Source organism: Nocardiopsis potens DSM 45234 (assembly GCF_000341105.1).
Classification (GTDB): Bacteria; Actinomycetota; Actinomycetes; order Streptosporangiales; family Streptosporangiaceae; genus Nocardiopsis_A; species Nocardiopsis_A potens.
Map to the genome: position 1 here is coordinate 161,267 of NZ_ANBB01000037.1, position 24,557 is coordinate 185,823.

A 24,557-nucleotide genomic window follows, 5' to 3' on the forward strand; every position below is an offset into this window, starting at 1 on the left:
CGCCCGCCGCCGGAGGCCCGGCGGCGGGCCCCGCCGGGCGGCCCCGCCCCCTGCGCCGGGTCCCGTGCCGGGTGCGGCGGACCGAAGCGCATGCCTCGCCCCGCCTCCGGGAGTACCGCGGACCCCGCCGCGCCATGCTCCGCGCACCGCCGCCGTCCCGGGGCGGTCGGCGGTCCGAGCGGCGCAGGCCGCGCAGGTGCCGCCGGACCCGCGGTCGGCGCGCGGCGGACCGGTTCCGCGATACGATGCATACCGGGGAGTCGGCCAGGCGGTCGCGGCGCCGTCAGGGCGTCGAGGAAAGTCCGGACTCCACAGGGCAGGGTGGTCGGTAACACCGACCCGGGGCGACCCGCGGGACAGTGCCACAGAGAGCAGACCGCCACCGTTCGCGGTGGTAAGGGTGAAACGGTGGTGTAAGAGACCACCAGCGGCCGGAGTGATCCGGCCGGCTCGGTAAACCCCACCCGGAGCAAGGTCGAGAAGGAGGGCTCCGGCCCTCCGCGCGGACGATCGAGGGCGGCCCGCCCGAGGTCCGCGGGTTGACCGCACCGAGGTCGCCGGCAACGGCGGCCCCAGATGGATGGCCGCCCGGCCCCTTCCGAGGGGCCGACAGAATCCGGCTTATCGGCCGACTCCCCCTTTTCTTCTTCTCCGCCCGGCCCGCTGGAGCGCTGCAAGGCGCTCGCGGGCCGGTCCTCCGGGCCCCGGCTCTGTCGCCCTCGGGGGCTAGTCTGCCCGCCGATTCCTGGACCAGCCCTATCGGATGGAAGGAGCCGGCGATGGGCTACACCACGGTGTTCAGCGGACAGGTCGCCGTCACGCCGCCGCTCAACGAGCACGAGATCGCCTACCTCACCAAGTTCTCCCGGACCCGCAGGGTCGACCGGGAGAACGGCCCGTACTACGTCGAGGACGCCTCCGGAGGCGGGACGAGGGACGCCTCCGGGTACGCGACGAGGGGCGCCTCCTCCCGGGTGACGGAGCGTGCCGCGGACGTCCGCGACGCCGACCGGCCGCCGGAGGGGCAGCCCGAGCTGTGGTGCCAGTGGGTGCCCACCGAGGACGGGGCCGCCATCGTCTGGGACGAGGTCGAGAAGTTCTACGGCGCCGAGGAGTGGATGCGCTACCTCATCGACCACTTCCTCAAGCCCGGTGCGCGGGCCCAGGCCGATCCCGGCCCCGTCCCGCCCGCCGAGTTCGCCCGCTTCACCTTCGACCACTCGGTGTCCGGCGTGATCGAAGCGGAGGGGGAGGACTTCGAGGACCGGTGGCGCCTGGTCGTCGAGGACAACCGGGTGACCCGGGTGGAGGAGGAGCCCGGGGACCCGTGGGGCCCGCCGGCGGCGGAGTGACCCGCGGGGAGGGCGCCGGGCGGTCCGGAGGGCCGCGCACCGCGGGGCCGCCCCTCCCGGAGGAGGGCGGGGCGGCCCCGTCCCGGAGGTCCGCCGGCGGGGCCGCCCCGGATCGCCTGCGGCTGCGGGGTTGCGGGGGCGGAGAGGGCCGCCGGGCGCTACATTGGGAGACCGGTACGGCGTCCCCGTATGCCGGCGAGCGGGAAGTCGGGTGTCTTTGGGTATGGACATGAACCTGGTCTGGGTGCTGATGTTCGGGCTGCCCATCGCGGCGATCGCGGTGATCATCGGCTTCGCCCGATACCAGGCGTCCGAGGTGCAGAAGGACGGCCGGGACGACCGGCCCGACGAGGAGTAGCGCCGGGCCGGCCGCGCCGGGTCAGGAGGGGGCCGGCTCGTCCGCGGGGCGGTCGTCCTCCGCGTCCCGGGGGCCGGGCGCCGCGCCGGAGGGGACCGGTTCGAAGGCGCCGGTCCGCCGGTCCAGCACCAGCACCTGGGCGGTGTCCAGGTCGTAGAACATACCGGTGAGCTCGAGCCGCCCGGCCTCGGTGCGCTCCTGCACCACCGGATGGGTGATCAGGTTCTCCAGCTGGCGGATGACGTTCTCCTGGGCGAGGATCCGCAGCGCCTCCGGGTCGCCGGCGGCCGCGGCCCGCTCGGCGCGGGGCCGCTGCAGGGAGCCTCGGGCGAAGCAGAGCCAGCGCTGCAGCCGGCCGGCGCGGGCCCCGCCCGGGTCGGTGTGCGCCCCGTCGAGCAGCGCCTTCATCGCGCCGCAGTGGGAGTGCCCGCACACCACGATGGAGGGGACGTCCAGCACCTCCACGGCGTACTCGATCGCGGCCCCCACCGAGGAGTCCAGTCCGGAGTCGTCGTGCGCGGGCACCAGGTTGCCGATGTTGCGCACGGTGAACAGGTCGCCGGGCCCGCTGGAGGTGATCAGGTTCGGCACCACCCGGGAGTCGGCGCAGGTGATGAAGAGCGCCGAGGGGTGCTGCCGGTGGGCCAGGCCGCTCATCAGGGAGCGCATCCGGCCGGCGGTGTTGGAGTGGTACTCCCGGGCGCCGGCCAGCAGCAGGCCGGTCGCGGGGACGGACCGGTCGAACCCGTGGCGCATCCCCCAGGGGGCCCACCAGCGGGCCGGCCTGCGCGGCGCGGTCTTGCCGATCGGCGGCGACCGCCGGGAGTTCCGCTCGTACCAGTTCTCGTGCACCTCGTCGATGTCGACCCGGCCGCCGGTGCGCTCGTGGTCCACCCGCCAGGCGTGGATCGCCTCGAACGAGGCGTGGTCCATGAAGTCGACGTTGAGGTCGAGGTCGACGCGGGCGCCGGCGGGCACGGTGCGCAGTACCTGGTTGACCCGGGGGACCCCGAGGAAGGTGAGCGAGCCCTGCACCACCACGTGCCAGCGGCCCCCGGACTCCTCGGTGGACACGGTGAGCCGGGTGAGCCGGCGCAGCGCGACGACCAGGGCCAGGGCGAAGCCGATGATGACGCCTTCGAGCAGGCCGAGCAGGAGCACCGCGCCCATGGTCGCCAGGTAGACGCTGGCCTCGTGGTGGCGGCGGAGGTCGTTCAGGTGGGCCAGGTTGACCATCTGCAGGCTGACGAAGACGAGCAGCCCCGCCAGCGCCGCCATCGGGATCATCTCCACCACGCCGGCGAAGAGCGCGGAGAAGAGCAGCACCCACACGCCGTGCAGGACGGTGGAGAGCGGGGTGCGCGCGCCGGCCCGGGCGTTGGTGGTGCTGCGCACGATGACGCCGGCCACCGGGAGGCCGCCGAGGGCGCCGCTGACGGTGTTGGCCGCGCCCTGGCCGATGAGCTCCCGGTCGAGGCGGATGCGGGGGCCGTTGTGCAGCCGGTCCGCGGCCAGGCCGGACAGCAGCGACTCCACACTGGCGACCAGGGCGACGGTGACCGCGCCGATCACCACCGCGTGCACGTCGGCGCGGTCGGGCGGCATCGGGCCGCTCCACACCTGCGACAGGGAGTCGGGCAGGTCCACCCGTTCGACGGGCAGGTCGGCCAGGGCCGCGGCGGCGGTGGCGGCGCCGACGGCCACCAGCGCCGCCGGGACCGCGCGCAGCCGGCGCCCGGGCAGGCGCGGCCACAGCCCCATGACCGCGATGGTGAGCAGGCCGACGGCGACGGCGGGGGTGTGGTTGTCGAGCACCTGGCCGGGGAGTTCCAGCGCGTTGGCGACGGCGGAGCTCTGCGGGGCGCCGCCGAGCACCACGTGCAGCTGGGCCAGGGCGATGGTGATGCCGAGCCCGGCGAGCATGCCGTGGACGACGGCGGGGGAGACGGCCAGCGCGGCCCGCGCGATCCGGGAGGCGCCGAACAGTATCTGCAGCAGCCCGGCGAGCATGGTGATCAGGCAGGTGACCTGCCAGCCGTGGGCGAGGATCAGGCCGGCGACGATCACCGTCAGGCTGGCGGTCGGGCCGCTCACCTGGACCTGGGAGCCGCCCGCGAGGCCGGCCACGACGCCCGCGACGACCGCGGCGATGAGGCCGGCCACCAGCGGGGCCCCGGAGGCGACGGCGATGCCGAGCGAGAGCGGGACCGCGACCAGGAAGACGACCAGCGAGGCGCCGAGGTCGCCGATCGGGTTGCGGAGTAACGGCAGCGGGGTGCGCGGGGCGGAGGCGCTCTTCCGCTCCGGCGGAGGGCCGGCGGGTGTTCCCTGGGCGTCGTGGTGCATGTGTCCCCCTCATGGGTCGGACGGGCTGGCGCTCTGGGGACAGCGGCCTTCCGGTGGATGAGGGCAGGGGGTCGCCGGGCCGGCAGCGAGGCGGCGCGGGCGGCCGGACACGCACCGGACGCTGTCAGTGACTCACTGTAGTCAGTCGAGGCGGTGCGGTGCGGGCGCGTTCTGAAGTGACGTTGATAACCGTTCCCCCCGTGCCGGGCCGGAACTTTTCCGCTGCCGGGGCGGAAGCGCGGATGAACCGGTGCGAATCAGAAGGGGGTCCCGGCATGCGGAAGCGGCCGGGAGGCGGAACCGTTCTCCGGTCCGCCTCCCGGCCGCTCGGGATGCTCTTCGGCCCGCCGCCCGCGGCGCGGCTCAGCGCCGGCCGTAGCCGTCCGGCGGGTAGGGGGCGTCGGGGTCGGCGCCGTACGGGCTCCAGCCGCCGGGGGAGGGGGCGCCGGGGGCCGCCTGGCCGCCGAACACGTCGCCGTGGCCGGGGGAGGGCGCGGGGCCGAGCGGGTCCGCCGCGGGCCGGGAACCGTACAGGCCCTGGTCGTACCCGCCGGCACCGAGCGCCCCGCCGTCGTAGGCGCCGGCGCCCGGGGCCCCGCCGCCGTAGGCGCCGGAGGCGAACGAGCCGGTGTCGAAGGAGGCTGGGTCGTAGCCGCCGGGCCCGGCCGGTCCGCCGTAGGACGGCGCGGAGGGCGGCGGGGCCTGCTCGAACCCGGTGCGGGGGGCCATGGACGGCAGCCCGCCGCTGCCCCCGCCCCAGGAGGGGTCGGTATAGGGCGCCGGGTCGCCGAACGAGGACCGGTCGAACCCGCCGGTCTCACCGGACCAGGCCGGCGGCTCGGAGGCCGGCGCGGCGGAGTGCCGCGGCCGCCGGTCGAACGCCGGGTCGCCGAGCGGGTCGGCCGCGGGCTCCGGCCGGTAGGCGTCCGCGGCGGGCCGGCCGTAGGAGCCGGTGTCGTAGCCGTCGGGGCGGCTGTAGGACCCGGTGTCGTAAGGGGAGCCGGCGTCGTAGGGGGAGGGGGACGCCGGACGGGAGTGCGACCCGGTGTCGTAGGAGGCCGCCCGGCCGTAGGAGCCGGTGTCGTAGCCGCCGGGGCGGCTGTAGGACCCCGTGTCGTAGGGGGACGGGGCGGCCGGCCGGGAGTGCGACCCGGTGTCGTAGGCCGCGGGCCGGCTGTAGGAGCCGGTGTCGTAGGGAGAGGGGGACGGCGGGCGGCTGTGCGACCCGGTGTCGTAGCTGCTGGGGCGGCTGTAGGACCCGGTGTCGTAAGGGGAGCCCGGGAGGCCGCCCGTGCTCTGCGGGGCGGCGGGCGCGCCGAAGGAGGGGGAGGGCGCGGAGGAGGAGAGGGGGGAGGGGCCGCCGAGCGGGTCGTCGTCGCGCGCGGCGGGCGGCAGCGGAGCGGGGGAGGACTCCGCGGGCCAGGGGGCGGGCGCGGCGGCCGCGGACCGGCCGGCGAGGGGCGCGGCGAGCGGGTCGGCCGCGGGCTGCGGGGCCGGCTCGGGCTCCGCGGCGGGGGGGAGGGCCGCGGCGTCGCCGCTGCCGAGGCTGGCCAGCTTGGCCAGGCCCTCCGCCGCGGGCTCGGCGGGGCTCTGCGCGGCGGGCTCGGCCGGCTCCTCGGCCCGCCGGGCGCGGCGGCCGCGGGAGCGGCGGGGCTCCGGGGCCGGCTCGGGCTCCTCGTCGGGGAGCGCCTGCATCGCGCGGGTGGACTCCTCGGCCGGGGCGCGGCGCCCCGCCGACCGGCGGGCGGGGGCCTCCTCCTCCGGTCCGCCGTCCTCGTCGCCGAGGCTGGACCAGAAGGAGTTGCCGGACAGGTCGTCCTCCTCCCAGCGGTCGGAGGCCCGGGAGCGCCGGGACCGGGAGCGGCCGGTCGGACGCGGTTTCGCGGGTTCGACCGGGTCGTCGTCTTCGTCGTCGTATCGGTCGTCCCGGGCGTCGTAACCGTCGTCATAGGCCTCGTCGCGGCCGCCGGCGTTGAGCGCGCGCATGCCGAGCAGGATGAGGACGAGGACGAGGAGGACGACGATGATCGCGACGATCGTGACGATCAGAACGGTCATGCTGCTTGCACCACCCTTGGGGCCGCGGCCTTGTCGAGGACGGAGGTGCCACCGGCGGGGGTGACGTGCTCGGGAAGGTGGCCCCCCGTGTGCGGGACGGCGCGGACGCACCCGGAGGGGAGGGCGGAGGCGCCGGCGCCCGACGGTCGCCGAGGGCGGCGTCCGCGGTGTCGCACACGTTCGAAAACAGATTCGGTCATCAGAAAATCACTGGGGGGCACGGCCCCACTTTATGCGCAGATGTGCCGCAGGTGCAGCGGGCGGACGGCGGTTTTTACCCGCAGGGCCGCCGCGCGGCGCCGGTGGGGAGGGGACGTGCCCTGGTCGCAGGCTACTCGTGGGTCGTGGTGAGCGATCCGCGCGCGATGGTGTGCTGCGAGATCACCTCCAGCGACTCCTCCAGCGGGGCGCCGGCGGCCAGCTCCGGCATCGCGTCCAGCGCGTAGACGGTGAACCGGTAGTCGTAGTGCTCGTCCTGCTCGGGGCAGGGCGCCGCGTAGTCGGCCTCGCCGGAGCTGTTCAGGCCGGCCCGGGCGGACTGCGGAAGGCCGCCCTGGCGGATCTCCACGGTGGCCGGGTCCAGGCCGTAGACCACCCAGAACACCTCGGCGGAGCCGGGGTCGTCGGCGACGATGGCGAAGGAGCCGACGTCGTCGGGCTGGCCGGACCACTGCAGCGGCGGCGACACGCCCTCCTCGGCCTCGCCGTGGCAGGTGAAGGTGTCCGGGAGCATCCTGCCCTCCTGGAGCAGGGTGCTCGTGACGTTGATGTCGTCGGTGAGCTCCCCGTTGCCGGAGGTCAGGCCGGAGCAGCCGGCGGCCGCGGCCACCGCGGCCGCCCCGCACACCAGGGCGGACCCGCGCCGGAAGCGGGCACGTGACGGGACCGCGCGGCCAGAGCCGGAGGAACGGTGACGTGCTGCCGAGAACATGGGGCTCCTGCGAAGAAGGGTCGGTGCGGCCGGGCGGCCGAGGGACGGGGCGGCCCGGTTTCCCGCCCGGCTGCGGCGCCGGGCCCGGACGGCCTCCACCGCACCTTACTGCGGTCGGCGGGACGCCGGGCCCGCCCGGGGGCGGCGCGTCCCGCCGGCCGGCGGAGGAAACCGTTCAGAGGAGGTGCGGGGGATCATGGATCATGGGACGGTGCGGTTCTCCATACTCGGTCCTCTGACGGTGCTGGACGGCGCGGGCGCCCCGGTGCCGGTGGGCGGTGCCCGGCTGCGGCGCCTCCTGGTACTGCTGCTGCTGGAACCCGGGCGCACGGTGGGCACGGACCGCCTCATCGACGGCATCTGGGGCGCCGACGCCCCGGCCAACGCCGCCAACGCCCTGCAGGCCCTGGTCTCCCGGCTGCGCCGGCAGCTGGGCTCGCCCTCGGTGATCCTCGGCGACGCCGCCGGCTACCGGCTGGACACCGACCCCTCCCAGGTGGACCTGTGGGAGTTCGACGGGCTGGTGCGGCGCGGCCGCCGGGCGCGGGCCGCCGGCGATCGCCGGGAGGCGGTGCGGCTGCTGGAGGCGGCGCTGGGGCTGTGGCGCGGCGACCCGGTCCCGGAGCTGGGCGAGGCCGGCGGCGAGGGCGAGGCCGCCCGGCTGGCCGAGCAGCACCGCGGCGCCCGGGGCGAGCTGCTGGAGGCGAGGCTGGAGGACGGCGAGCACTCCGCGGTCCTGCCCGAGCTGGAGGCGCTGGCCGCCCAGGAGCCGCTCCGCGAGCACACCACGGAGCTGCTCGTCCGGGCCCTGGCGGCGTCCGGCCGGACCGCCGACGCGCTCGCCGCCTACCAGCGGCTCCGCTCCCGGCTCGCCGAGGAGCTGGGCATCGACCCGTCGGAGCGGCTGGCCGGCCTGCACCTGAGGCTGCTGCGCGGGGAGGCGCTGGAGCCGGCCGAACCGGCCCGGGAACCGCTCGACCTGGGGGCGCGGCCGGCCCCGGTGACCCGGCTCCCGTCCATGCTCACCAGCTTCGTGGCGCGCGAGGAGGTGGGCACCGCGCTGGGCCTGCTGGCCGAGGAGCGGCTGCTGACCCTGGTCGGCCCGGGCGGTGCGGGCAAGACCCGGCTCTCGGTCGAGGTCGGCGGCCGCCTCGCCGCCGACCGCCCCGACCTGGTGCCGGACGGGGTGTGGTTCGTGGACCTGTCGTCGCTGCGCGCCGAGGGCGGCGTCCCGGTCACCCTGCTGGACGTGGTGGGGATGCGCGAGCGGGTGGTCTCCCCGCTGCAGATCGCCGAGCACACCGACCCGATCGAGCGGGCCCTGGAGGTCTTCGGCGACAAGCGGCTGCTGCTCATCGTGGACAACTGCGAGCACCTCATCGACGAGGTGACCGACGTGGTGGCGCGGATGCTGCCGGCCTGCCCCGGGGTGCGGATCATGGCGACCAGCCGGGAGCCGGTCGGCATCACCGGGGAGCGGCTGCTGGCCGTGCCGCCGCTGGAGCTGCCCCCGGAGGGCGCCTCCGCCGCGGAGGCCCGCGGCTACCCGGCGGTGCAGCTCTTCGCCGACCGGGTGCGCGCCTTCTCTCCCGGGTTCGAGGTGGACGGGGGCAACGCCGCGGCGGTGGTGCGGATCTGCCGGGAGCTGGACGGGATGCCGCTGGCCCTGGAGCTGGCCGCGGTCCGGGTGCGCGCGATGCCGCTGCCCCAGCTGGCCGAGCGGCTCTCCGACCGGTTCCGGCTGCTGGCCGGCGGCCCCCGCTCGGTGCGGCCCCGGCACCAGACGCTGGAGGCGGTGGTGGACTGGAGCTGGGAGCTGCTGGACGAGGCGGAGCGGACGCTGCTGCGCCGGCTGGCGGTGTTCGGCGGCGGCGCGGCGCTGGACGCGGTGGAGGCGGTCTGCTCCGACGGCGGCGGCTCCGGCGACGTCGCCGGGCGCGACGTGTGGTCGGTGCTGTTCTCGCTGGTGGACAAGTCGCTGGTGATCGCGGACGGGGCGGCCGAGGCCGACCGGGGGCAGCCGCGCTACCGGATGCTGGAGACGGTGCGCGCCTACGGCATGCGGCGGCTGGTGGAGAGCGGGGAGCTGGAGCGGGTGCGCCGGGCGCACGCCCGGTTCCTGATCGGGCTCTGGGACGGCGCCGCGGAGCGGCTGCTCGGCCCGGACCAGCTGGTGCTGCTGCGCCGGCTCCGCGCCGAGCAGGACGACCACCAGGCCACGCTCCGCTGGGCGGTGGAGCACGGCGACCTGGACACCGCCTTCGCGCTGGTGCACGCCACGCTCCCGCACGGCCAGCTGGGCGAGGGGTGGAGCGTGCTGGCCCGGGAGGCCGCCGCGCTGATCGACCAGGTGGGCGACGAGCCGCCGCCCGGCCACGAGGCGGCCTACGCCGAGTGCCTGCTGCTCCGCACCGCCGAGTACGACCTGGGCAGGGCCGGGAAGGGCGACGGGGACTCGGTCACCCGGGCCGAGCGGGCGCTGTTCCGGGTCGAGGAGATCGCGCGCGAGCACCCGGAGGCGGTGCGGGGGAACGTGTCGCTGCTGATGGCCCCGATGATGCTGGCGATGCTCGGCCACGACCGGGAGGGGATGGTGCGCCGCCTGGACGCGGCCGCGGCCGAGCTGCCCCGGTGGCAGTCCCTGATGGTGGAGTCGTTCTCCGCGATGCTGGTGCGGGAGGTCTTCCTGGGCCGGGGCGCGGAGGCGCGGAGCAGGTTCGTCCGGGTGCTGGGGCAGCTGCGCGACGCCGGGGAGCGGTGGATCCGCTCGCACGTCTGCTTCATGCTGGCCGAGCTGGAGGGGCTGAGCGACCCGGGGCGCGAGCTGGCGCTGACCGAGGAGGCGATCGAGGCCTCCGAGGGGCTGGAGCTGGTGCACCAGACGGTGGCGCTGCGCGCCCGCCGCGCGGTGCTGCTGGCCCGGGCCGGGCGGAGCGAGGAGGCCCGGCGCGAGCTGGAGGAGGTCGAGGGCGCCCGGCTGGAGGGCGATTCGCGGCTGATGCTGAACGTGTGCCGGGCCGAGACGGCCCGGTGGACGGAGGGCCCGGAGGCCGCCCGGGCGCCGGCCGAGGCCGCCCTGGAGAGCGCGGTCGACGGCAACCCGTTCATCCGGGTGCAGCTGGAGCCGTTCCTGCGGGTGCAGCTGGCCCGGATGGCGGTCGACACCGGGCGCCGCGCGGAGGCGCGGGAGCAGACCGCCGCGGCGTGGCGCGCGATGGGCGGGTCCTGGCACGGGTCGGTCGCCGCGCTCGTCACCGAGCAGGCCGCGGACGCCGAGGAGCGGCTGGGCCGCCCGGAGGCCGCGGCGGAGCTGCTCGGGCTGGCCGAGGCGCTGCGCGGGCTGCCGGACACCGCCGGGGCCGAGGTCCGGGACCTGGCGGAGCGGCTGCGCGGGGCGCTGGGCGCCGCCGGGTTCGCGGCGATCCGCGACGGCGCCGCGAAGACCCCGCCGGAAGAGGCGATCCGGCGGGTCTCCGCGACGGTGGACGCCTGGGACGGCACACCCCCCGAGGGTCCGGCGGACCGCTGACGGGGGAGGGCCGGCGGGCGCGGCTCCTTCCGCCCCTCCTCTCCCGGTACGGCGACGGGGTGCACGGCCCCGCCGCCGCGACCGGCCGGAGGGGCCGCCCCGCGCCCCGGGCGGGGACGGGCGGCCCCTCCGGGGGTCAGGCGCGGTTGCGGTAGGCGCGGGTGGCCAGCGGGAAGAAGATCCCGATCAGCACCGCGACCCAGACCAGGGTCCAGGCCAGCGGCTGGAGCACCGGGCCGCCCTCCATCAGCCCGCGCATCGTGTCGGTCACGTGCGTGACCGGGTTGACCTCGGCGAACGCCGCCATCCAGGAGGGCATCCGGTCCGGGTCGACGAAGGTGGAGGCGCCGAAGGTCAGCGGGAACATCCAGATCGAGCCGAAGATGTTCACCGCCATCGGGGTGCGCAGCAGCAGCCCCATGAAGGCCGACAGCCAGCACAGCGCGAACGCGAACAGCAGCACCACGCCGCCGGCGGCGACCACGCCGAGCAGGCCGCCCGAGGGCCGGTAGCCGATCAGCAGGGCCACCGCGAGCACCGCGACCACGGTCAGCGCGTAGCGGACCAGGTCGCCCAGGATGGCGCCGACCAGCGGCGCGGAGCGGGCGATGGGCAGGGACCGGAACCGGTCGAAGATGCCCTTCTCGATGTCGGTGTTGAGGGCCACGCCGGTGCCGATGGTGGCGAAGATGACCGACTGCGCGGCGATGCCGGGGATGATGAAGTCCCGGTAGGCCTGCCAGTCGCCCATCATGGCCTGGCCGAAGACGAAGACGAACAGCGCCACGAACATCAGCGGCATGAACGTCAGCCCGAGGATCTCCTCCGGGTTCCGCTTGATCTTCACCAGGCTGCGCCAGGTGAGCAGGGCGCCGTGCCGGGCCGCGATCACCGGGGTCACCCGGGGCGCGAGCACCGGTGCGGCCTCCGCGGCGGTGTTCTCCGCGGTCGTCGCGGCGGTCATGCCGAAGTCCTCTCCGTGGGGGCGCCGGCCCCGGCGCCGTCTGCGGTCTCCGCGGTGTGCCCGGTCAGGGCCAGGAACACCTCGTCCAGGCTGGGCTTGCGCAGGGTCAGCTCGGCGATGGCCACCCCGGCCTCGTCGAGGCGCCGGACGACCTCCGGGAGCACCGCGGGGTCGGTGACCGAGGCGCCCGCGCTGCTCTCCGAGGTGCGCACCTCGGAGCCGGTGACCTGCTCGACGATCCGGCCGACCCGGTCCAGCAGCCCGGGGTCACCGGGGCGGACCTGGAGCACCTGCGAGCCGGCCTGCGCCTTGAGCTCGTCGGGGGTGCCGCGGCTGATCACCTTGCCGTGGTCCAGCACCACGATGTCGTCGGCGAGCTGGTCGGCCTCCTCCAGGTACTGGGTGGTGAGCAGCACGGTGACCCCGTCGTCGACCAGGCCGCGGACCACGTCCCACAGCTCGTTGCGGCTGTGCGGGTCCAGGCCGGTGGTGGGCTCGTCCAGGTAGAGCAGGGACGGGCGGCCGACCAGGCTGGCGGCGAGGTCGAGCCGGCGGCGCATGCCGCCGGAGTAGGTCTTGGCGGCCCGGTCGGCGGCGTCGGTGAGCGAGAACCGGGCGAGCAGCTCGGCGGCGCGGGCCCGGGCCCCGCGGCGGGAGAACCCGAGCAGCCGGGCGATCAGCACCAGGTTCTGGGTCCCGCTGAGGTCCTGGTCGACCGCGGCGTACTGGCCGGTGAGCCCGATCTTGCGGCGCACCTCGTGCGGGTTGCGCACCACGTCCAGGCCGTCCACCTCGGCGTACCCGCCGTCCGGGCGGAGCAGCGTCGCCAGGATGCGCACCGTGGTGGTCTTCCCGGAGCCGTTGGGCCCGAGGACGCCGAGCACGGCGCCCTTGCGGGCGGTGAGGTCGACCCCGGCCAGAGCGGTCTGCTCCTTGAACCTCTTGACGAGACCTTCCGCGCGGATCGCGTCGGTCATGAATCCTCCCCGTTCGTGATGGCCTCTCCCAGTTTCGGCGGGGGGTCTGACAGGGGGCTGACAGCGCCGCTGACGGCGGGGGTGAGATCCGGCTGACGGGACCGGGTCGGGGCGCGGCCCGGGTCGTGCGGCCCGCGGCCGGGCCCCGCCGCCCTAGACTCGTGGCGTGACGAGCACCCGACTGCGCCCCCCAGAGCACCGCGTCTCGCCTCGCGCGGTTTCCGTGTGGACGGTGGAGTCGGTGATCGCCCACGCGGTGGTCACCGCCCTGCTGGCCGGGCTGGCCTGGGGGGCGGCCGCGGCCGGCTGGTCCTGGATCCCGGACTGGGCGGTCTCCTACGGGTGGGCGGCGCCGGTCTGCTACGCGCTGTTCGGCCTGGTGGAGACTGCCGTGGTGCCGCGGGTGCGGTACCGGGTGCACCGCTGGGAGGTCACCGCGGACGTGATCTACACCCGCACCGGCTGGCTCGGCCGGGAGTGGCAGCTCGTCCCGGTGAGCCGGATCCAGACCGTGGACCACACCCAGGGGTGGGTGGAGCGGATGTTCAAGGTCGCCACGCTGCAGGTGCAGACCGCCTCGCACGCGGGCTCCTCGACCATCGAGGGCCTCGACGCGGAGCGGGCGCGCGCCATCTCCGAGGAGCTCGCGGTGCGCGCGGGCGAGCTGCGGGACGACGCGACGTGACCGGGCGGGAGGAGCGCGAGGGCGCGCCCGCCGAGGAGCGGGGCGCGGCCCCCCTTCCGGCGGAGGAGCCGCCGCCCGGTACCGCGCCCGGTGCGGAGGGCGGCGCGGAGGGCGGCGCGGAGGGCGGCGCGGAGGGCGGCGCGGAGGGCGGCGCCGCGGACGGCGGGCCGTCGGAGGCCGGGGCCGGACCGGGGGAGGGGCCCGGCGGCGAGGAGGGCGCGGACGGCGCGGGCTGGCGGAAGCTCAGCCCGATGATGCTGGTGGTCGCGCCGGCCACCTACCTGAAGAACTTCATCGTCCCGCTGATCCTGATGGCCTTCGGCGCGACCCAGAACCCGTGGGCCCTGGCCAGCCTGTTCGCCGCGCTGGCGGGCCTGGCGGTCACCGGCGTCTTCACCTGGGCGACCTTCCGGTACCAGGTCGGGGACCGGCGGCTGGAGATCCGCAAGGGGCTGGTCTCGCGGTCCCGGCGGACCATCCCGCTGGAGCGGATCCGCGGCGTGCACGTCACCTCCAACCTGGTGCACCGGCTGTTCGGCCTGGCCGTGGTGCACATCGAGGCGGCCGCCGGCGGCGAGGGCAGCGAAGAGGGCAAGCTCGACGCGGTCGCCGCCGCGGAGGCCGAGCGGCTGCGCCGGCTGCTGCTGCACCGCCGGGCGGTGCTGCGCGGCGACGCCCCCTCCGCCGCCGCGGCCGGCACCGCCCCGGCCGGGGCCGGAGCCCCCTCCTCCGCCGGGGGGACCGGCGCGGAGGAGGGCGGGGAGGCCGCCCCGGCCGGCGGCGGGGACGCCGCCCCGGCGCCCGCCGAGGAACCGCGCGAGACCGAGTACTTCCGGATGCCGGCCCGCTGGTACGGGTTCGGCGCGCTGAGCGTGGGCTACCTGCTCACCCCGTTCGTGGCGCTGGCCGCGGTGGTCGGGCTGGCCTCCCAGGTCGTCGGCGACCTGATGGAGCGGCCGGGCGCGGTGGCGGCCGGGGAGCGGGTGTTCCTGCACTACCGGTCGCTGGCCGAGGGGAGCGGCCTGCCGGTGCTGGTCGCGGTCGTCGCGGGGGTGCTGCTCCTGCTGCTGGCGCTGATGCCGGTCTTCGCGGTGGTGGCCTACACGGTGAACCACTGGGACTTCCGGCTGGCCGGCCAGGACGACTCCCTGGTGACCCGGCGCGGCCTGTTCACCCGGCAGAGCGTCGCGCTGGAGCGGCGCCGGATCCGCGGCCACGAGCTGGTCGACAGCCCGCTGGAGCGGGTGCGCTCGGCGGTGCGGCTGCGCGCCATCATGACCGGCCTGGGCGGCGACTCCACCCGCGCGGTGCTGCTGCCGGCCGGTCCGCGGGCCCGGGTCGAGGGGGTCGCCGACGAGGTCCTGGGCGGCTACACCGGCGGGCTGGTCCGCCACCCCCGGGCGGCGCTCCGCCGCCGGCTGGTCCGCTCGGTGCTGCCGTTCGCGCTGGCCGCCGCGGTCGCGGCGGCGGCCGGGCTGTACTGGGCGGCGGTCCCGGCGGCGCTGCTGGCGCTGGCCGGGATCCCGCTCGGAGTGGACCGGTACCGGGCCCTGGGGCACGGCCGCGACGCGGAGCGGATCAGCGTCCGCCGGGGGTCGCTCCGCCGCACCCAGGCGGTCCTCCGCAGGGAGGCGGTCATCGGCTGGACCTGGCGGCAGACGCTCTTCCAGCGCCCTTCCGGCCTGGCCCACCTGACCGCCACGGTCGGGGCGGGCTCCGGCGGCTACACCGCGGTCGACGCGGACCTGGAGGAGTCGGTGGCGTTCGCCGCCGGGGTCACCCCGGAGATGATCCGCCCGTTCCTGGCCGCTCCGGAGGGGGCGGCGGCCCCCGCCGCGGAGAAGCGCTCCGTCCCGGACCGGCGGGACCGCCCCGAACAGCAGGAACCCCCGGAGAAGGGGCTCCGGGGGCCGCTGGGGGATTGAGGTCCGCGGCGGCGGTCAGTCGGACTTCTTGGCGCCGAACATGATCTCGTCCCAGGAGGGGACGGAGGCCCGGCGGCCCCGCCCCTTCCGCCGGGGCGGCTGGGCGCTGCCGCCGGCCGCGGCGGCGGGCAGCGGGGTGTCGGCGGCGTGCTCCCCGGCCTCGGCCTGCTCCTCGCGGTGGCGCGGGGCGGAGGCGCCGCCGACCGCGGGGCGCTCGGGGCGCAGCGGTTCGCGGCGCTCGCGGACCGGCGGGGCCTCGGCCGCCGGAGGCTCGGCGGCGGGTGCGCCGAGGTCCGCGGCGGGGCGCTCCACCACGGGACGCTCGACGGTCCGCTCCACCGCGGGCCGCTCGGCTGGGCGCTCCTCGGCGGGGGCCCGCTCGGGCTCGGCCCGCCGCTGCTCCGGCTCGGGGCGGCGGACCGGCCGGCGGGCGGTCTCCGGGGGGAACACGTCGTCGGAGCCGGGCAGGCCGGCGCGCATCCGCTCGGCGGCCGCGCCGGTGCGGCCGCGCGCCGCGGGGCGCTCGGTCCGCTCCTGCCGCTCGGCGGGCTCGGCCCGCTCGTAGCGCTCCGCCGGCTCGGCGGGTTCGGCGCGGGCGGTCTGCCGGGGGGCCGGCTCCTGCTGCGGGGGGCGGGGCGCGGCCGGCTCGGCGGGGGCGGTCCGGGGGAGCGGGCCGTCGGCGCGGAGCGGCTCCGGCGGGCCGGTGCGGCGCGGGACGAACGGGGTGACGGTGGCGCCCATGGGGGCGGCGGGCTCCGCCGCGCCGTCCGCGTCGGGGGAGGAGAAGCGGAGGGCCTCCTCGTCGGAGGGGGTGACCGTGCGGCGGCGGGGCTCGTAGACCCAGTGGGCCAGGCGCTCCTCGCCGCCGAGCAGGAAGGCGAGCTTGAGCTGCCAGGTGTTGTCCTCGCGCTTCCAGGAGTCCCAGACCGCGTCGCCGGTCTCCAGCTGGTGCGCGCCGATCCGGTCGGTGACCAGGTCGCCCAGGACCGGGCCGGGGGTGGAGTCGCCGGGGGAGCGCACCGAGGCGCGCTGCGCCTGCTGCGCCATGTACTCGCGCTCCTGCAGCACAGGGCCCTCGAACCAGCGGACGCGCTCGATGGGGATTCCGGCGAGCTCGGCGATCGCCTCCGCCGTCTCGCCGGAGCGGATCCGGGCCTGGATTTCCTTTGGGCGCAACGGATTCTCCACTTCGATCTCGTACTGGCCGAGCCGGGAGAACTGGCCGCGGACGGCGGCGCGGAGTCGGTCGTCGACGGGCAGCGTGAAGCGGGTGCCGCGACCGGCGCTGGCCAGCACCAGGTAGGTGCCGTCCTCGCTGACGGCCACGAGGCGAAGCTCCTGCATCGCCCTCCCTTTCGCGTCCCCGCCGAGGGTGGGGCCTCGGCCTTCCCCCGCGTTCTCAGTCTCGTGCGCTCGGCAGTGTTCGGCCAGTACCCCGCGCGGCATGTCCGAACCGCGGCGTGTCGCCGCCGCGGGTGCGCGCCGCCCCGCCGGCCGACCGTACCCGAGTGCCCATCTTGGCACGGAGGGGGAGGAGGGCGCCGGAGGCGGAGAACGGGTTCCCGGTCCCCTTGCTTCGATGTCCGCCGGTGATGCTATCCGGCGCGGGCCCGCCCGCCGCAGAGGCCGGGCCGGTGCGTCACCGGTTTCGCCGCGGGCAAGCCGACGCGCCGGGCGACATCGGACGGTGATTCATTTAATGTCCGCCCTCGACCGGAACTGAAACGGAGTTCGCGTAGGTTGTCCCGTTATGGGGTTGTTATGGCCGGAGGTCATGGCGGCCCCGCGACGTCATGTACGGGGGATCCACTGCGCCGCGAGGCGTACGAGGGGGGAGGATGTCCGGTCTCGAAGAGGACATGGAGCACAAGGCCGCGCACCGGCGCGGCACGGGGGACGCCGGGGAGGGCGGGCAGGAGGAGGAGAAGAAGAGGATCAACCTGAGCGCGCCCCAGGTGATCGCGGGCGGCGTCGCGACGCTGACCGCGGCGACGGCCGCGTCCTACCTCGGGGTCTACGGGACGATCATCGGCGCCGCGGCGATGAGCGTGATGAGCACCGCGGGAACCGCCGTGACCCAGCACTTCCTGGAGCGCAGCCGGGACAAGGCCAAGGAGGTCGTGGGGGCCGGGTTCACCGCGGTGCACCGCGCCGACCCGGTCGGCCCGGCCGCAAAGGCCGGTTCCGGCCGCGACCCGGAGGCGACGGCGGTGTTCGGCTCCGCCGGGGCGGCCGACGCCACCCGGGCCATGCCCGCCTTCGGCGACCCGCCGGGGGGCGACGGCGGGCAGGAGCAGGAGGAGGAGCCGCGCACCTGGTGGCAGCGGTACCGGATGCTGATCCTTCCCGCGGCGGTGGTCTTCGCCGTCGTGATGCTGGTGATCCTGGCCTTCGAGCTGTTCACCGGCCGCAGCCTCTCCGCCACCGTGCACGGCGAGGACGGCTCCTCCCGGCCCTCCCTGCTGGGCGGCGCCTCGCAGAGCCAGGAGGTGCAGGAGGAGGACCCGGACGCCGAGACCGCCCCGGGCACCGGTGAGGACGGCGGGACCGCGCCGCAGGACGGTGCGACCACCGGCCCGGAGACCGGCGGCCAGGGGCGGCAGACCGACCCCGGGACCGGGACCGACCCCGGCACCGGCGGCGGGCAGCAGACCCCCGACCCGGGCACCGGCGGCACCGGGGGCTCCGGGGAGACCGGCGGCACCGGCGGCGAGCAGGACCAGGAGGGCGCCGGCGGCACCGAAGGCACCGGCGAAGAGGGCACCGGCGGCACCGGCGGCGGTGGCACCGGCGGTCAGGACCCGGGGCAGCAGGCGCCGCAGGACGGCACCGGCGGCGCACCGTACTCCCAGGACCTGGGGACCGGCTGACCCCGGCCGGGGCCCGCAGCGGGCAGAGGCGACGGGGAGGGCCCGGCCGCGCGGCCGGGCCCTCCCGCGTCCCGCCCCCGACGGCCGGGCCCCGCCGGAGCGCTCCGGCAGGGCCCGGCCGAACGGGAGAAGGCGGACCTCAGGGGCCGAAGACGCGCCCGGTGTAGGCGTTGGCGAACCTGCGCTCCGGGTCCACCCGGTCCCGGACCGCCATCGCGTCGGCGAAGCGCGGGTAGACCCGCTCCAGGTAGGACCGGTCCCGGGTGTGCATCTTCCCCCAGTGCGGGCGGCCCTCCACCGAGGTGAACACCGCCTCGGCGTCGGCGAAGAACCGCTCGTAGGGGGCGCCCTGGTAGACGTGCACCGCCACGTAGGCGGTCGGCCGGCCGTAGGCGGTGGACAGCCACACGTCGTCCGCCGGGGCGAAGCGGACCTCCACCGGGAAGCTGATCCGGTGGTCGCCGCGGTCGGTGACGGCGCGCAGCTCGCGCAGGACCGCCGGCAGCTCCTCGGCCGGAACGGCGTACTCCATCTCCACGAACCGCACCCGCCGGGGCGACGCGAACACCCGGTGCGAGGCGTCGGTGTAGTCGCGCGCGGACAGCGCCCGGGCACTGACCTGATTGATCGCCGGGATCGCCGCGGGGGCCCGGCGGGCCAGCCGGTTCACCCGGTCGAACACCGAGTTGGACAGGAACTCGTCGTCCAGCCAGGCCTTGAACGGGGTCAGCGGCCGGGCCGGGCCCGGCACCCGGTTGTTCCGCTTGGTGCTGGTCAGCCCGGTGTGCGGGAACCAGAAGAACTCGAAGTGCTCGTTGCCGGCGCGCAGCTCCGGAAGGCGCTCCAGCACCTCGTCCAGGCGCATCGGCTCCTCGCGGGCGTGCAGCAGGAACGCCGGCTCGACCGCCATGGTGAAGGCGGTGACCACGCCGAACGCGCCGAGGCCGACCCGGGCGGCGTGGAACAGGTCGGGATCGCTCTGCGCGGAGCAGGAGACGACCTCCCCCTCGGCGGTGACCAGCTCCATCCCCACCACCTGGGAGGCGAGCCCGCCGGCGTCGCGGCCGGTGCCGTGCGTCCCGGTCTGGATCGCCCCGGCCATCGTCTGCACCGCGATGTCGCCCATGTTGGCCAGCGCGGCGCCGGAGCGGTGCAGCGCGTCGTTGAGGTCGCAGAGCGGCATGCCCGCCTCGACCTCGGCGGTGCCCGCGGCCAGGTCGACCGAGCGGAGCCGGGTCAGCGAGGTGGGCAGCAGCATCATGCCGTCGGTGACGGCGGCGTCGGTGAAGGAGTGCCCCGACCCGACCATCCGCACCGGCAGGTCCTGCTGCGCGGCGGCGCGAACCGCGTCGGCGGCCTCGGCCGCTCCGTTGGGGGTCGCGGTCGTCCGGGGCCGGGCCCGGTACGTGTCGGCCCATGTGCGCCACAACACATTCGTCATGCCCCGGGAGGTTACTCCAGAGTTCACCGCGGGCCGGGGCGGGGTGCCCGGGAGCCGGAGAGCAGGGTGGCGACGCTAACCCGGGGGATGTCGGGAACCGCGCCGATCAGCTGGTTACATGGATTCCATGAGGCCCTATGACGCTTTCCTTCTGATCTCCTTCGGCGGTCCGGAGGCCGAGGACGACGTGATCCCGTTCCTGGAGAACGTCACCCGCGGCCGGGGGATCCCGCGGGAGCGGCTCGCCGAGGTCGGCGAGCACTACTTCCTGTTCGGCGGGGTCAGCCCGATCAACGGGCAGTGCCGCGACCTGCTCGCCTCGATCCGCGCCGACTTCACCGAGCACGACGTGGACCTGCCCGTCTACTGGGGCAACCGGTTCTGGGCGCCGATGCTGACCGACACGGTGCGCAAGATGGCCGAGGACGGGGTGCGCCGAGCCGTCGCCCTGTCCACCTCCGCCTACAGCAACTACTCCAGCCACCGCGCCTACCTGGACGACATCGCGCGGGCGCGCGCCGAGGTCGGCCCCGACGCCCCCGAGATCGAGCTGATCCGCCCCTTCTTCGACCACCCCGGCTTCATCGGCCCGCTGGTCGACCACACCGCCCAGGCGCTGGAGCGGCTGCCCGAGGACAAGCGGGCCGGCGCCCGGCTGCTGTTCTCCGCGCACTCGGTGCCCACCGCGATGGCCGACGCCAGCGGCGCCCCGGAGCAGGGCTACGGCCCCGGCGGCGCCTACGTCGCCCAGCTGGAGGAGGTGGCCCGGCTGGTCGCCGAGCGGGTCGGCGGCGACCGCCCGTACGACCTCGTCTACCAGAGCCGCAGCGGGCCGCCCAGCCAGCCGTGGCTGGAGCCGGACATCAACGACCGGCTGGAGGAGCTGGCCGAAGAGGGCACCGAGGCCGTGGTCGTGGTCCCCTACGGCTTCGTCTCCGACCACATGGAGGTCAAGTACGACCTGGACAACGAGGCGCGCCAGACCGCGGAGAAGCTCGGCCTGGCGTTCGAGCGCGCGCTCTCCCCGGGCACCCACCCGGCCTTCGTCCGGATGGTGCGCGAGCTCGTCGCCGAGCGGGCCCAGGGCGCCGAGCGGGTCGGCCTGGGCACCCTCCCGGGCTGCCCGGAGGGCTCGGCCGACTGCTGCGCGCAGCGCTGATCCCGCCCTCGTCCGCCACCACCCTCAAAGGAGGCCCTCAGGGCCGCCGGCCGGCCCGGCCCGTCGCCCGCCGCCGTCCTCGGAGGGGGCGCTTCGGGCCGCAGCCGGTCTCGGCCCGGGGCGCCTCGCCCCCGGCCGCACCCCGGCCCGGGGCGGGGCGCGCCGCTCTTCCTTCCCTGTATCCTCCCCGCTCCTCACTCCCCCTGCGGACCGGCCGCCGAGCGCTGTGCACAGGGGCCTCCCGGCCCCTTCCGCGGTTCCGCATTCCGGATAGGGTCGGACCGGACCGTCCGCAGGGATACGGGAGGAAACACATGGTTCGTTCCTGGTTCGAGCTCTCCGACTACGTCACGCTGCGGCGGGTGGGCGGCTTGCGGCTCTCCCCGGACGGCGCCCGGCTGGTCGCCCCGGTCAGCGAGCTCAAGCCGGACGGCAAGTCCTACGGGACCTCGCTGTGGGAGATCGACCCCTCCGGGGCCGCCGAGCCGCGCCGGCTGACCCGCTCCGCCGAGGGCGAGGGCGCCCCGGAGTTCCTGCCCGACGGCTCCCTGCTGTTCGTCTCCAAGCGCCCCGACCCCACCGCGGAGCCGGGCGACGCCGCCGCGGACAAGCCCGCGCTGTGGCTGCTGCCGGCCGGCGGCGGCGAGGCCCGCCGGGTCGCCTCCCGGCCGGGCGGCATCTCCTCGGTCGCGGCCGCCCGCGACGCCGGCACGGTGCTGTTCACCGCCGAGGCGATGCCCGGCACCTCCGGGGCCGAGGCCGACGCCGAGGCGCGCAAGGCCCGCGAGGACGCCGGGGTGACCGCGATCCTGCACGAGACCGCCCCGATCCGCTACTGGGACCACGACCTGGGCCCGGCCGAGCCCCGGCTGTTCGCCGCGGCCCCGCCCGAGGACGCCTCCGCCCCGCTCGGCGAACCCCGCGACCTGACCCCGGAGCCCGGCGCCGGGCTCCGCTTCTCCTCTCCTGCCGTCACCCCCGACGGCCGCACCGCCGTCGCCGAGTGGAGCGTGATGGGCGCCCGCGGCCGCCGGCACTCCGCCCTGGTCGCGCTGGACACCGCCACCGGTGAGCGGCGCACCCTGGCCGAGGACCCGGAGTACGACTTCTCCTCCCCGCGGATCTCGCCGGACGGCCGCACCGTCGCGGTGATCCGCTCCTACGACGGCGAGCCCGGCACCGAGCCGCGCAGCGCCGCGCTGGTCCTGATCGACCTGGAGACCGGTGAGCGGCGCGACCCGATCCCCGGCTCGGAGGCCTGGCCGCGAGAGTTCGCCTGGGCGCCCGACTCCGCGGCGCTGTACTTCACCGCCGACGACGCGGGCCGCGCCCCGGTCTTCCGCCTCGACCCGGCCACCGCGGAGGTCACCCGGCTCACCGGCGACGACGGCGCCTACAGCGCGCTGCAGCCGGCGCCGGACGGCACCGCGCTGTACGCGCTGCGCGACTCCTGGGACGAGCCGCCCACGCCGGTGCGGCTCGACCCCGCCGCCGAGGGTGCCGAACCGGTCCGGCTGCCCGCCCCCGACCTGCCCCTCGACCCGCCCGGGCGGCTCACCGAGGTGCACGCCACCGCCGACGACGGCACCCCGATCCGCTCCTGGCTGGTGCTGCCGGCCGAGGCCTCGGCGGAGTCCCCGGCCCCGCTGCTGCTCTGGGTGCACGGCGGCCCCTACGCGAGCTTCAACGGCTGGTCCTGGCGGTGGAACCCGTGGCTGATGGCGGCGCGCGGCTACGCGGTGCTGCTGCCCGACCCGGCGCTGTCCACCGGCTACGGCCAGGACATGCTCCGCCGGGCCTGGAGCACCTGGGGGCCGCGGGTCTTCGCCGACGTGATGGCGGCCACCGACGCCGCGATCGCCCGGGACGACATCGACGGCACCCGCACCGCCATGATGGGCGGCTCCTTCGGCGGCTACATGGCCAACTGGATCGCCGGGCACACCGACCGGTTCAAGGCGATCGTCACGCACGCCTCGCTGTGGAACCTGGAGGCCTTCGTCGGCGCCACCGACGTGCCGCCCGCCTGGGCGGCGGAGTTCGGCCACCCGGACACCTCGCCGGAGCGCTACCGGGCGGCGTCCCCGCACCGCGGCGCCGACGACATCCGCACCCCGATGCTGGTGGTGCACGGGGACAAGGACTACCGGGTGCCGATCGGCGAGGGCCTGAGCCTCTGGTGGGACCTGGTGCGCCGGGAGGTGGACGCCAAGTTCCTCTACTACCCGGACGAGAACCACTGGGTGCTGCGGCCGGGCAACATCAAGGTCTGGTACGAGACGATCTGGGCCTTCCTCGACCACCACGTGCTCGGCAAGGAGTGGCGCCGCCCGGAACTGCTGTGACGGGCGGAAGCGGACCGATCAGGGGGGAGAACGGAGACGATGGCGACGACGGGCGGCGGTGCCGCGGAGGGCGTCGAGGAGCGGCGGGCCCTGGCCGAACTGGCCGCGGGGATCGCCCGGGAGGCGGGCGCACTGGCCGCCGAGGGGCAGGAGGGCATCGGGGTGCTCGCCACCAAGAGCACCCCGACCGACGTGGTCACCGCCATGGACCGGAGCTCCGAGGAGCTCATCCGGGAGCGGCTGCTCTCCGCCCGCCCGGGCGACGCGGTCCTCGGTGAAGAGGGCGGCGAGGACGCGGGCGCCGGCGGGGCCGGCCGGGTGCGGTGGATCGTCGACCCGATCGACGGCACCGTGAACTACCTGTACGGGCGCGAGGAGTGGGCGGTCAGCATCGCCGCGGAGGTCGACGGGCGGGTGGTGGCCGGTGCGGTCGCGGTGCCGCGCCGCGACCAGGTCTACACGGCGGTGCTGGGCGGCGGCTCGTTCCTGGACGGGCGGCCGCTGCACGCGCCCAAGCCGCCGCCGCTGGAGTTCGCGCTGGTCGCGACGGGGTTCGGCTACGACCCCCGGCGCCGGGCCCAGCAGGCCGAGGTGCTGCGCACCGTGCTGCCCCGGGTGCGGGACATCCGCCGCAACGGGTCGGCCGCGGTGGACCTGTGCTCGCTGGCGCAGGGCCGGGCCGACTGCTACTACGAGCGCGGGCTCAACCACTGGGACTGGGCGGCCGGGGCGCTGGTGGCCCAGGAGGCGGGGGTTCTGGTGGGCGGCCTGCGCGGGGCGCCGGCCAACCCCGACCTCACCATCGCCGCAGGGCCGGGCCTCTTCGAGGAGCTGCACGACCTGCTGGAGCCGCTGGCCGCGGACACCGACGGGCCCGGTCCCGGGGAGGGCTGAGCGGCGCCCGCCGGGAACGCGAAGGCGGCCGGCCCGGAGCACCGCGCTCCGGGCCGGCCGCCCCGGTGAAGGTCAAACGCAGCCGGCGTCCACCCCGTTGCGGGCGGCGATGCGCTTCAGATCCTCGAGTTCGGAGGCGTGCATGTCGGCCAGGAAGTCGTCTCCTGCGGCCCGGGCCGCCTGGAGCGACGTGTAGGTTTCCGTGATACGGACATTGATCTCCGCGAGGAACTCGCCCATTTTCACCTCACTCGGAACATCCCCCGCGCGCATGCGCGGGCCTGATCGGTCGCCTGCTGTCACGACGCTGTGACGCTGTGGATCGCTCCCGGGCAGGTCGGACCCGGTCGCTTCGGCGCTGGGACGGGCGTCCCGCGTCGTTCGGGGATCGCGGGCGCCCACGGGTCCAAGCCATACCCACCCCTCCTGCGGCCCGAAACGCGCCCGAAGGGACGTGATCGATCCGTGATGGAGGGTGTCGGTGGCCGACCGGTGCGGTCCGCTCTCTCCCCGGTCATGATCCCAGTGCCGCGCCGGTTCGGACCGCCGGGGCCCGTTTTTTCGATGCTCCCGGTATCGTTGCTGGTCGTAGCGGGTATGACGGAGAGCGGAGCGGACCGGCTCCCCGGTGGGCTACACCACATCCACCAGAACGCGCCAGTGCTTACCGGTTTCTTATCCTGGATGTGTCAGATTCGAGATGTGCGGGGTGAACGGTCCCCG

17 protein-coding genes and 1 other RNA gene are annotated in these 24,557 nt (G+C 76.1%); 10 read left to right on the forward strand and 8 right to left on the reverse strand.

Going from position 1 to position 24,557, the window contains the following annotated elements; genetic code table 11:
* The first annotated feature begins 256 nt into the window (after positions 1 to 256).
* The 3 genes from rnpB to D459_RS36930 all read left to right on the forward strand — a co-directional run bounded on the left by rnpB (position 257) and on the right by D459_RS36930 (position 1,710).
* Positions 257 to 640, forward strand: an RNA gene (gene rnpB / locus D459_RS33660) — RNase P RNA component class A.
* A 139-nt stretch (positions 641 to 779) separates the two neighbouring features.
* A complete protein-coding gene (locus tag D459_RS37360) occupies positions 780 to 1,352 on the forward strand; it encodes a hypothetical protein (RefSeq protein ID WP_017593775.1) in 573 nt (190 codons plus the stop codon).
* Between the two features lie 229 nt (positions 1,353 to 1,581).
* Positions 1,582 to 1,710, forward strand: coding sequence for a hypothetical protein (locus D459_RS36930; RefSeq protein WP_275041854.1), 129 nt, complete (start codon positions 1,582 to 1,584; stop codon positions 1,708 to 1,710).
* Positions 1,711 to 1,731: 21 nt separating this feature from the next.
* Here D459_RS36930 and D459_RS0114715 read toward each other — a convergent pair whose 3' ends face one another.
* The 3 genes from D459_RS0114715 to D459_RS0114725 all read right to left on the reverse strand — a co-directional run bounded on the left by D459_RS0114715 (position 1,732) and on the right by D459_RS0114725 (position 6,943).
* Positions 1,732 to 4,056, reverse strand: coding sequence for a SulP family inorganic anion transporter (locus D459_RS0114715; protein ID WP_017593777.1), 2,325 nt, complete (start codon positions 4,054 to 4,056; stop codon positions 1,732 to 1,734).
* A 363-nt stretch (positions 4,057 to 4,419) separates the two neighbouring features.
* Positions 4,420 to 6,114, reverse strand: coding sequence for a hypothetical protein (locus D459_RS33655; RefSeq protein ID WP_026120403.1), 1,695 nt, complete (start codon positions 6,112 to 6,114; stop codon positions 4,420 to 4,422).
* Positions 6,115 to 6,445: 331 nt separating this feature from the next.
* The gene (locus tag D459_RS0114725) at positions 6,446 to 6,943 is read right to left on the reverse strand and encodes a YbhB/YbcL family Raf kinase inhibitor-like protein (RefSeq protein ID WP_241485040.1); all 498 of its coding nucleotides are present in this window, start codon (positions 6,941 to 6,943) and stop codon (positions 6,446 to 6,448) included.
* Positions 6,944 to 7,241: 298 nt separating this feature from the next.
* Between D459_RS0114725 and D459_RS0114730 the strand changes: the two genes are divergently transcribed.
* Positions 7,242 to 10,574, forward strand: a complete 3,333-nt coding sequence (locus tag D459_RS0114730; RefSeq protein ID WP_152522974.1) for an ATP-binding protein — start codon at positions 7,242 to 7,244, stop codon at positions 10,572 to 10,574.
* A 136-nt stretch (positions 10,575 to 10,710) separates the two neighbouring features.
* On the opposite strand, the gene D459_RS0114735 is transcribed toward D459_RS0114730, so the two are convergent.
* Together D459_RS0114735 and D459_RS0114740 are read right to left on the reverse strand one after the other, a co-directional pair.
* On the reverse strand, positions 10,711 to 11,538 hold the full coding sequence (locus D459_RS0114735) for an ABC transporter permease (protein WP_017593780.1): 828 nt from the start codon (positions 11,536 to 11,538) through the stop codon (positions 10,711 to 10,713).
* On the reverse strand, positions 11,535 to 12,515 hold the full coding sequence (locus tag D459_RS0114740) for a daunorubicin resistance protein DrrA family ABC transporter ATP-binding protein (protein ID WP_017593781.1): 981 nt from the start codon (positions 12,513 to 12,515) through the stop codon (positions 11,535 to 11,537). The genes D459_RS0114735 and D459_RS0114740 overlap by 4 nt, the downstream gene beginning before the upstream one ends.
* Before the next feature lie 166 nt (positions 12,516 to 12,681).
* Here D459_RS0114740 and D459_RS0114745 point away from each other — a divergent pair, with 166 nt between their 5' ends.
* Complete coding sequence (locus tag D459_RS0114745) at positions 12,682 to 13,200, forward strand: PH domain-containing protein (RefSeq protein ID WP_193790253.1); 519 nt, start codon at positions 12,682 to 12,684, stop codon at positions 13,198 to 13,200.
* Complete coding sequence (locus D459_RS0114750) at positions 13,197 to 15,125, forward strand: PH domain-containing protein (protein WP_017593783.1); 1,929 nt, start codon at positions 13,197 to 13,199, stop codon at positions 15,123 to 15,125. Before D459_RS0114745 ends, D459_RS0114750 begins: the two co-directional genes overlap by 4 nt.
* A gap of 15 nt (positions 15,126 to 15,140) precedes the next feature.
* On the opposite strand, the gene sepH is transcribed toward D459_RS0114750, so the two are convergent.
* The gene (gene sepH, locus D459_RS0114755; RefSeq protein WP_017593784.1) at positions 15,141 to 16,469 is read right to left on the reverse strand and encodes a septation protein SepH; all 1,329 of its coding nucleotides are present in this window, start codon (positions 16,467 to 16,469) and stop codon (positions 15,141 to 15,143) included.
* A gap of 494 nt (positions 16,470 to 16,963) precedes the next feature.
* On the opposite strand from sepH, the gene D459_RS31665 reads away from it, so the two are divergent.
* A complete protein-coding gene (locus D459_RS31665) occupies positions 16,964 to 17,995 on the forward strand; it encodes a hypothetical protein (RefSeq protein ID WP_152522975.1) in 1,032 nt (343 codons plus the stop codon).
* Between the two features lie 139 nt (positions 17,996 to 18,134).
* On the opposite strand, the gene D459_RS0114765 is transcribed toward D459_RS31665, so the two are convergent.
* Positions 18,135 to 19,436: a D-arabinono-1,4-lactone oxidase gene (locus D459_RS0114765; protein ID WP_193790254.1), complete on the reverse strand. Its 1,302-nt coding sequence runs from the start codon at positions 19,434 to 19,436 to the stop codon at positions 18,135 to 18,137.
* Between the two features lie 127 nt (positions 19,437 to 19,563).
* Between D459_RS0114765 and D459_RS0114770 the strand changes: the two genes are divergently transcribed.
* The 3 genes from D459_RS0114770 to D459_RS0114780 all read left to right on the forward strand — a co-directional run bounded on the left by D459_RS0114770 (position 19,564) and on the right by D459_RS0114780 (position 23,834).
* Entirely contained in the window at positions 19,564 to 20,595 is a 1,032-nt protein-coding gene (locus D459_RS0114770; protein ID WP_020380185.1) for a ferrochelatase, read from the forward strand.
* Between the two features lie 314 nt (positions 20,596 to 20,909).
* Positions 20,910 to 22,940, forward strand: a complete 2,031-nt coding sequence (locus D459_RS0114775) for a S9 family peptidase (RefSeq protein ID WP_017593788.1) — start codon at positions 20,910 to 20,912, stop codon at positions 22,938 to 22,940.
* A 39-nt stretch (positions 22,941 to 22,979) separates the two neighbouring features.
* Positions 22,980 to 23,834, forward strand: a complete 855-nt coding sequence (locus tag D459_RS0114780) for an inositol monophosphatase family protein (protein ID WP_017593789.1) — start codon at positions 22,980 to 22,982, stop codon at positions 23,832 to 23,834.
* Between the two features lie 72 nt (positions 23,835 to 23,906).
* Here D459_RS0114780 and D459_RS36150 read toward each other — a convergent pair whose 3' ends face one another.
* Positions 23,907 to 24,074, reverse strand: a complete 168-nt coding sequence (locus D459_RS36150) for a hypothetical protein (RefSeq protein ID WP_017593790.1) — start codon at positions 24,072 to 24,074, stop codon at positions 23,907 to 23,909.
* Between the last annotated feature and the right edge of the window lie 483 nt (positions 24,075 to 24,557).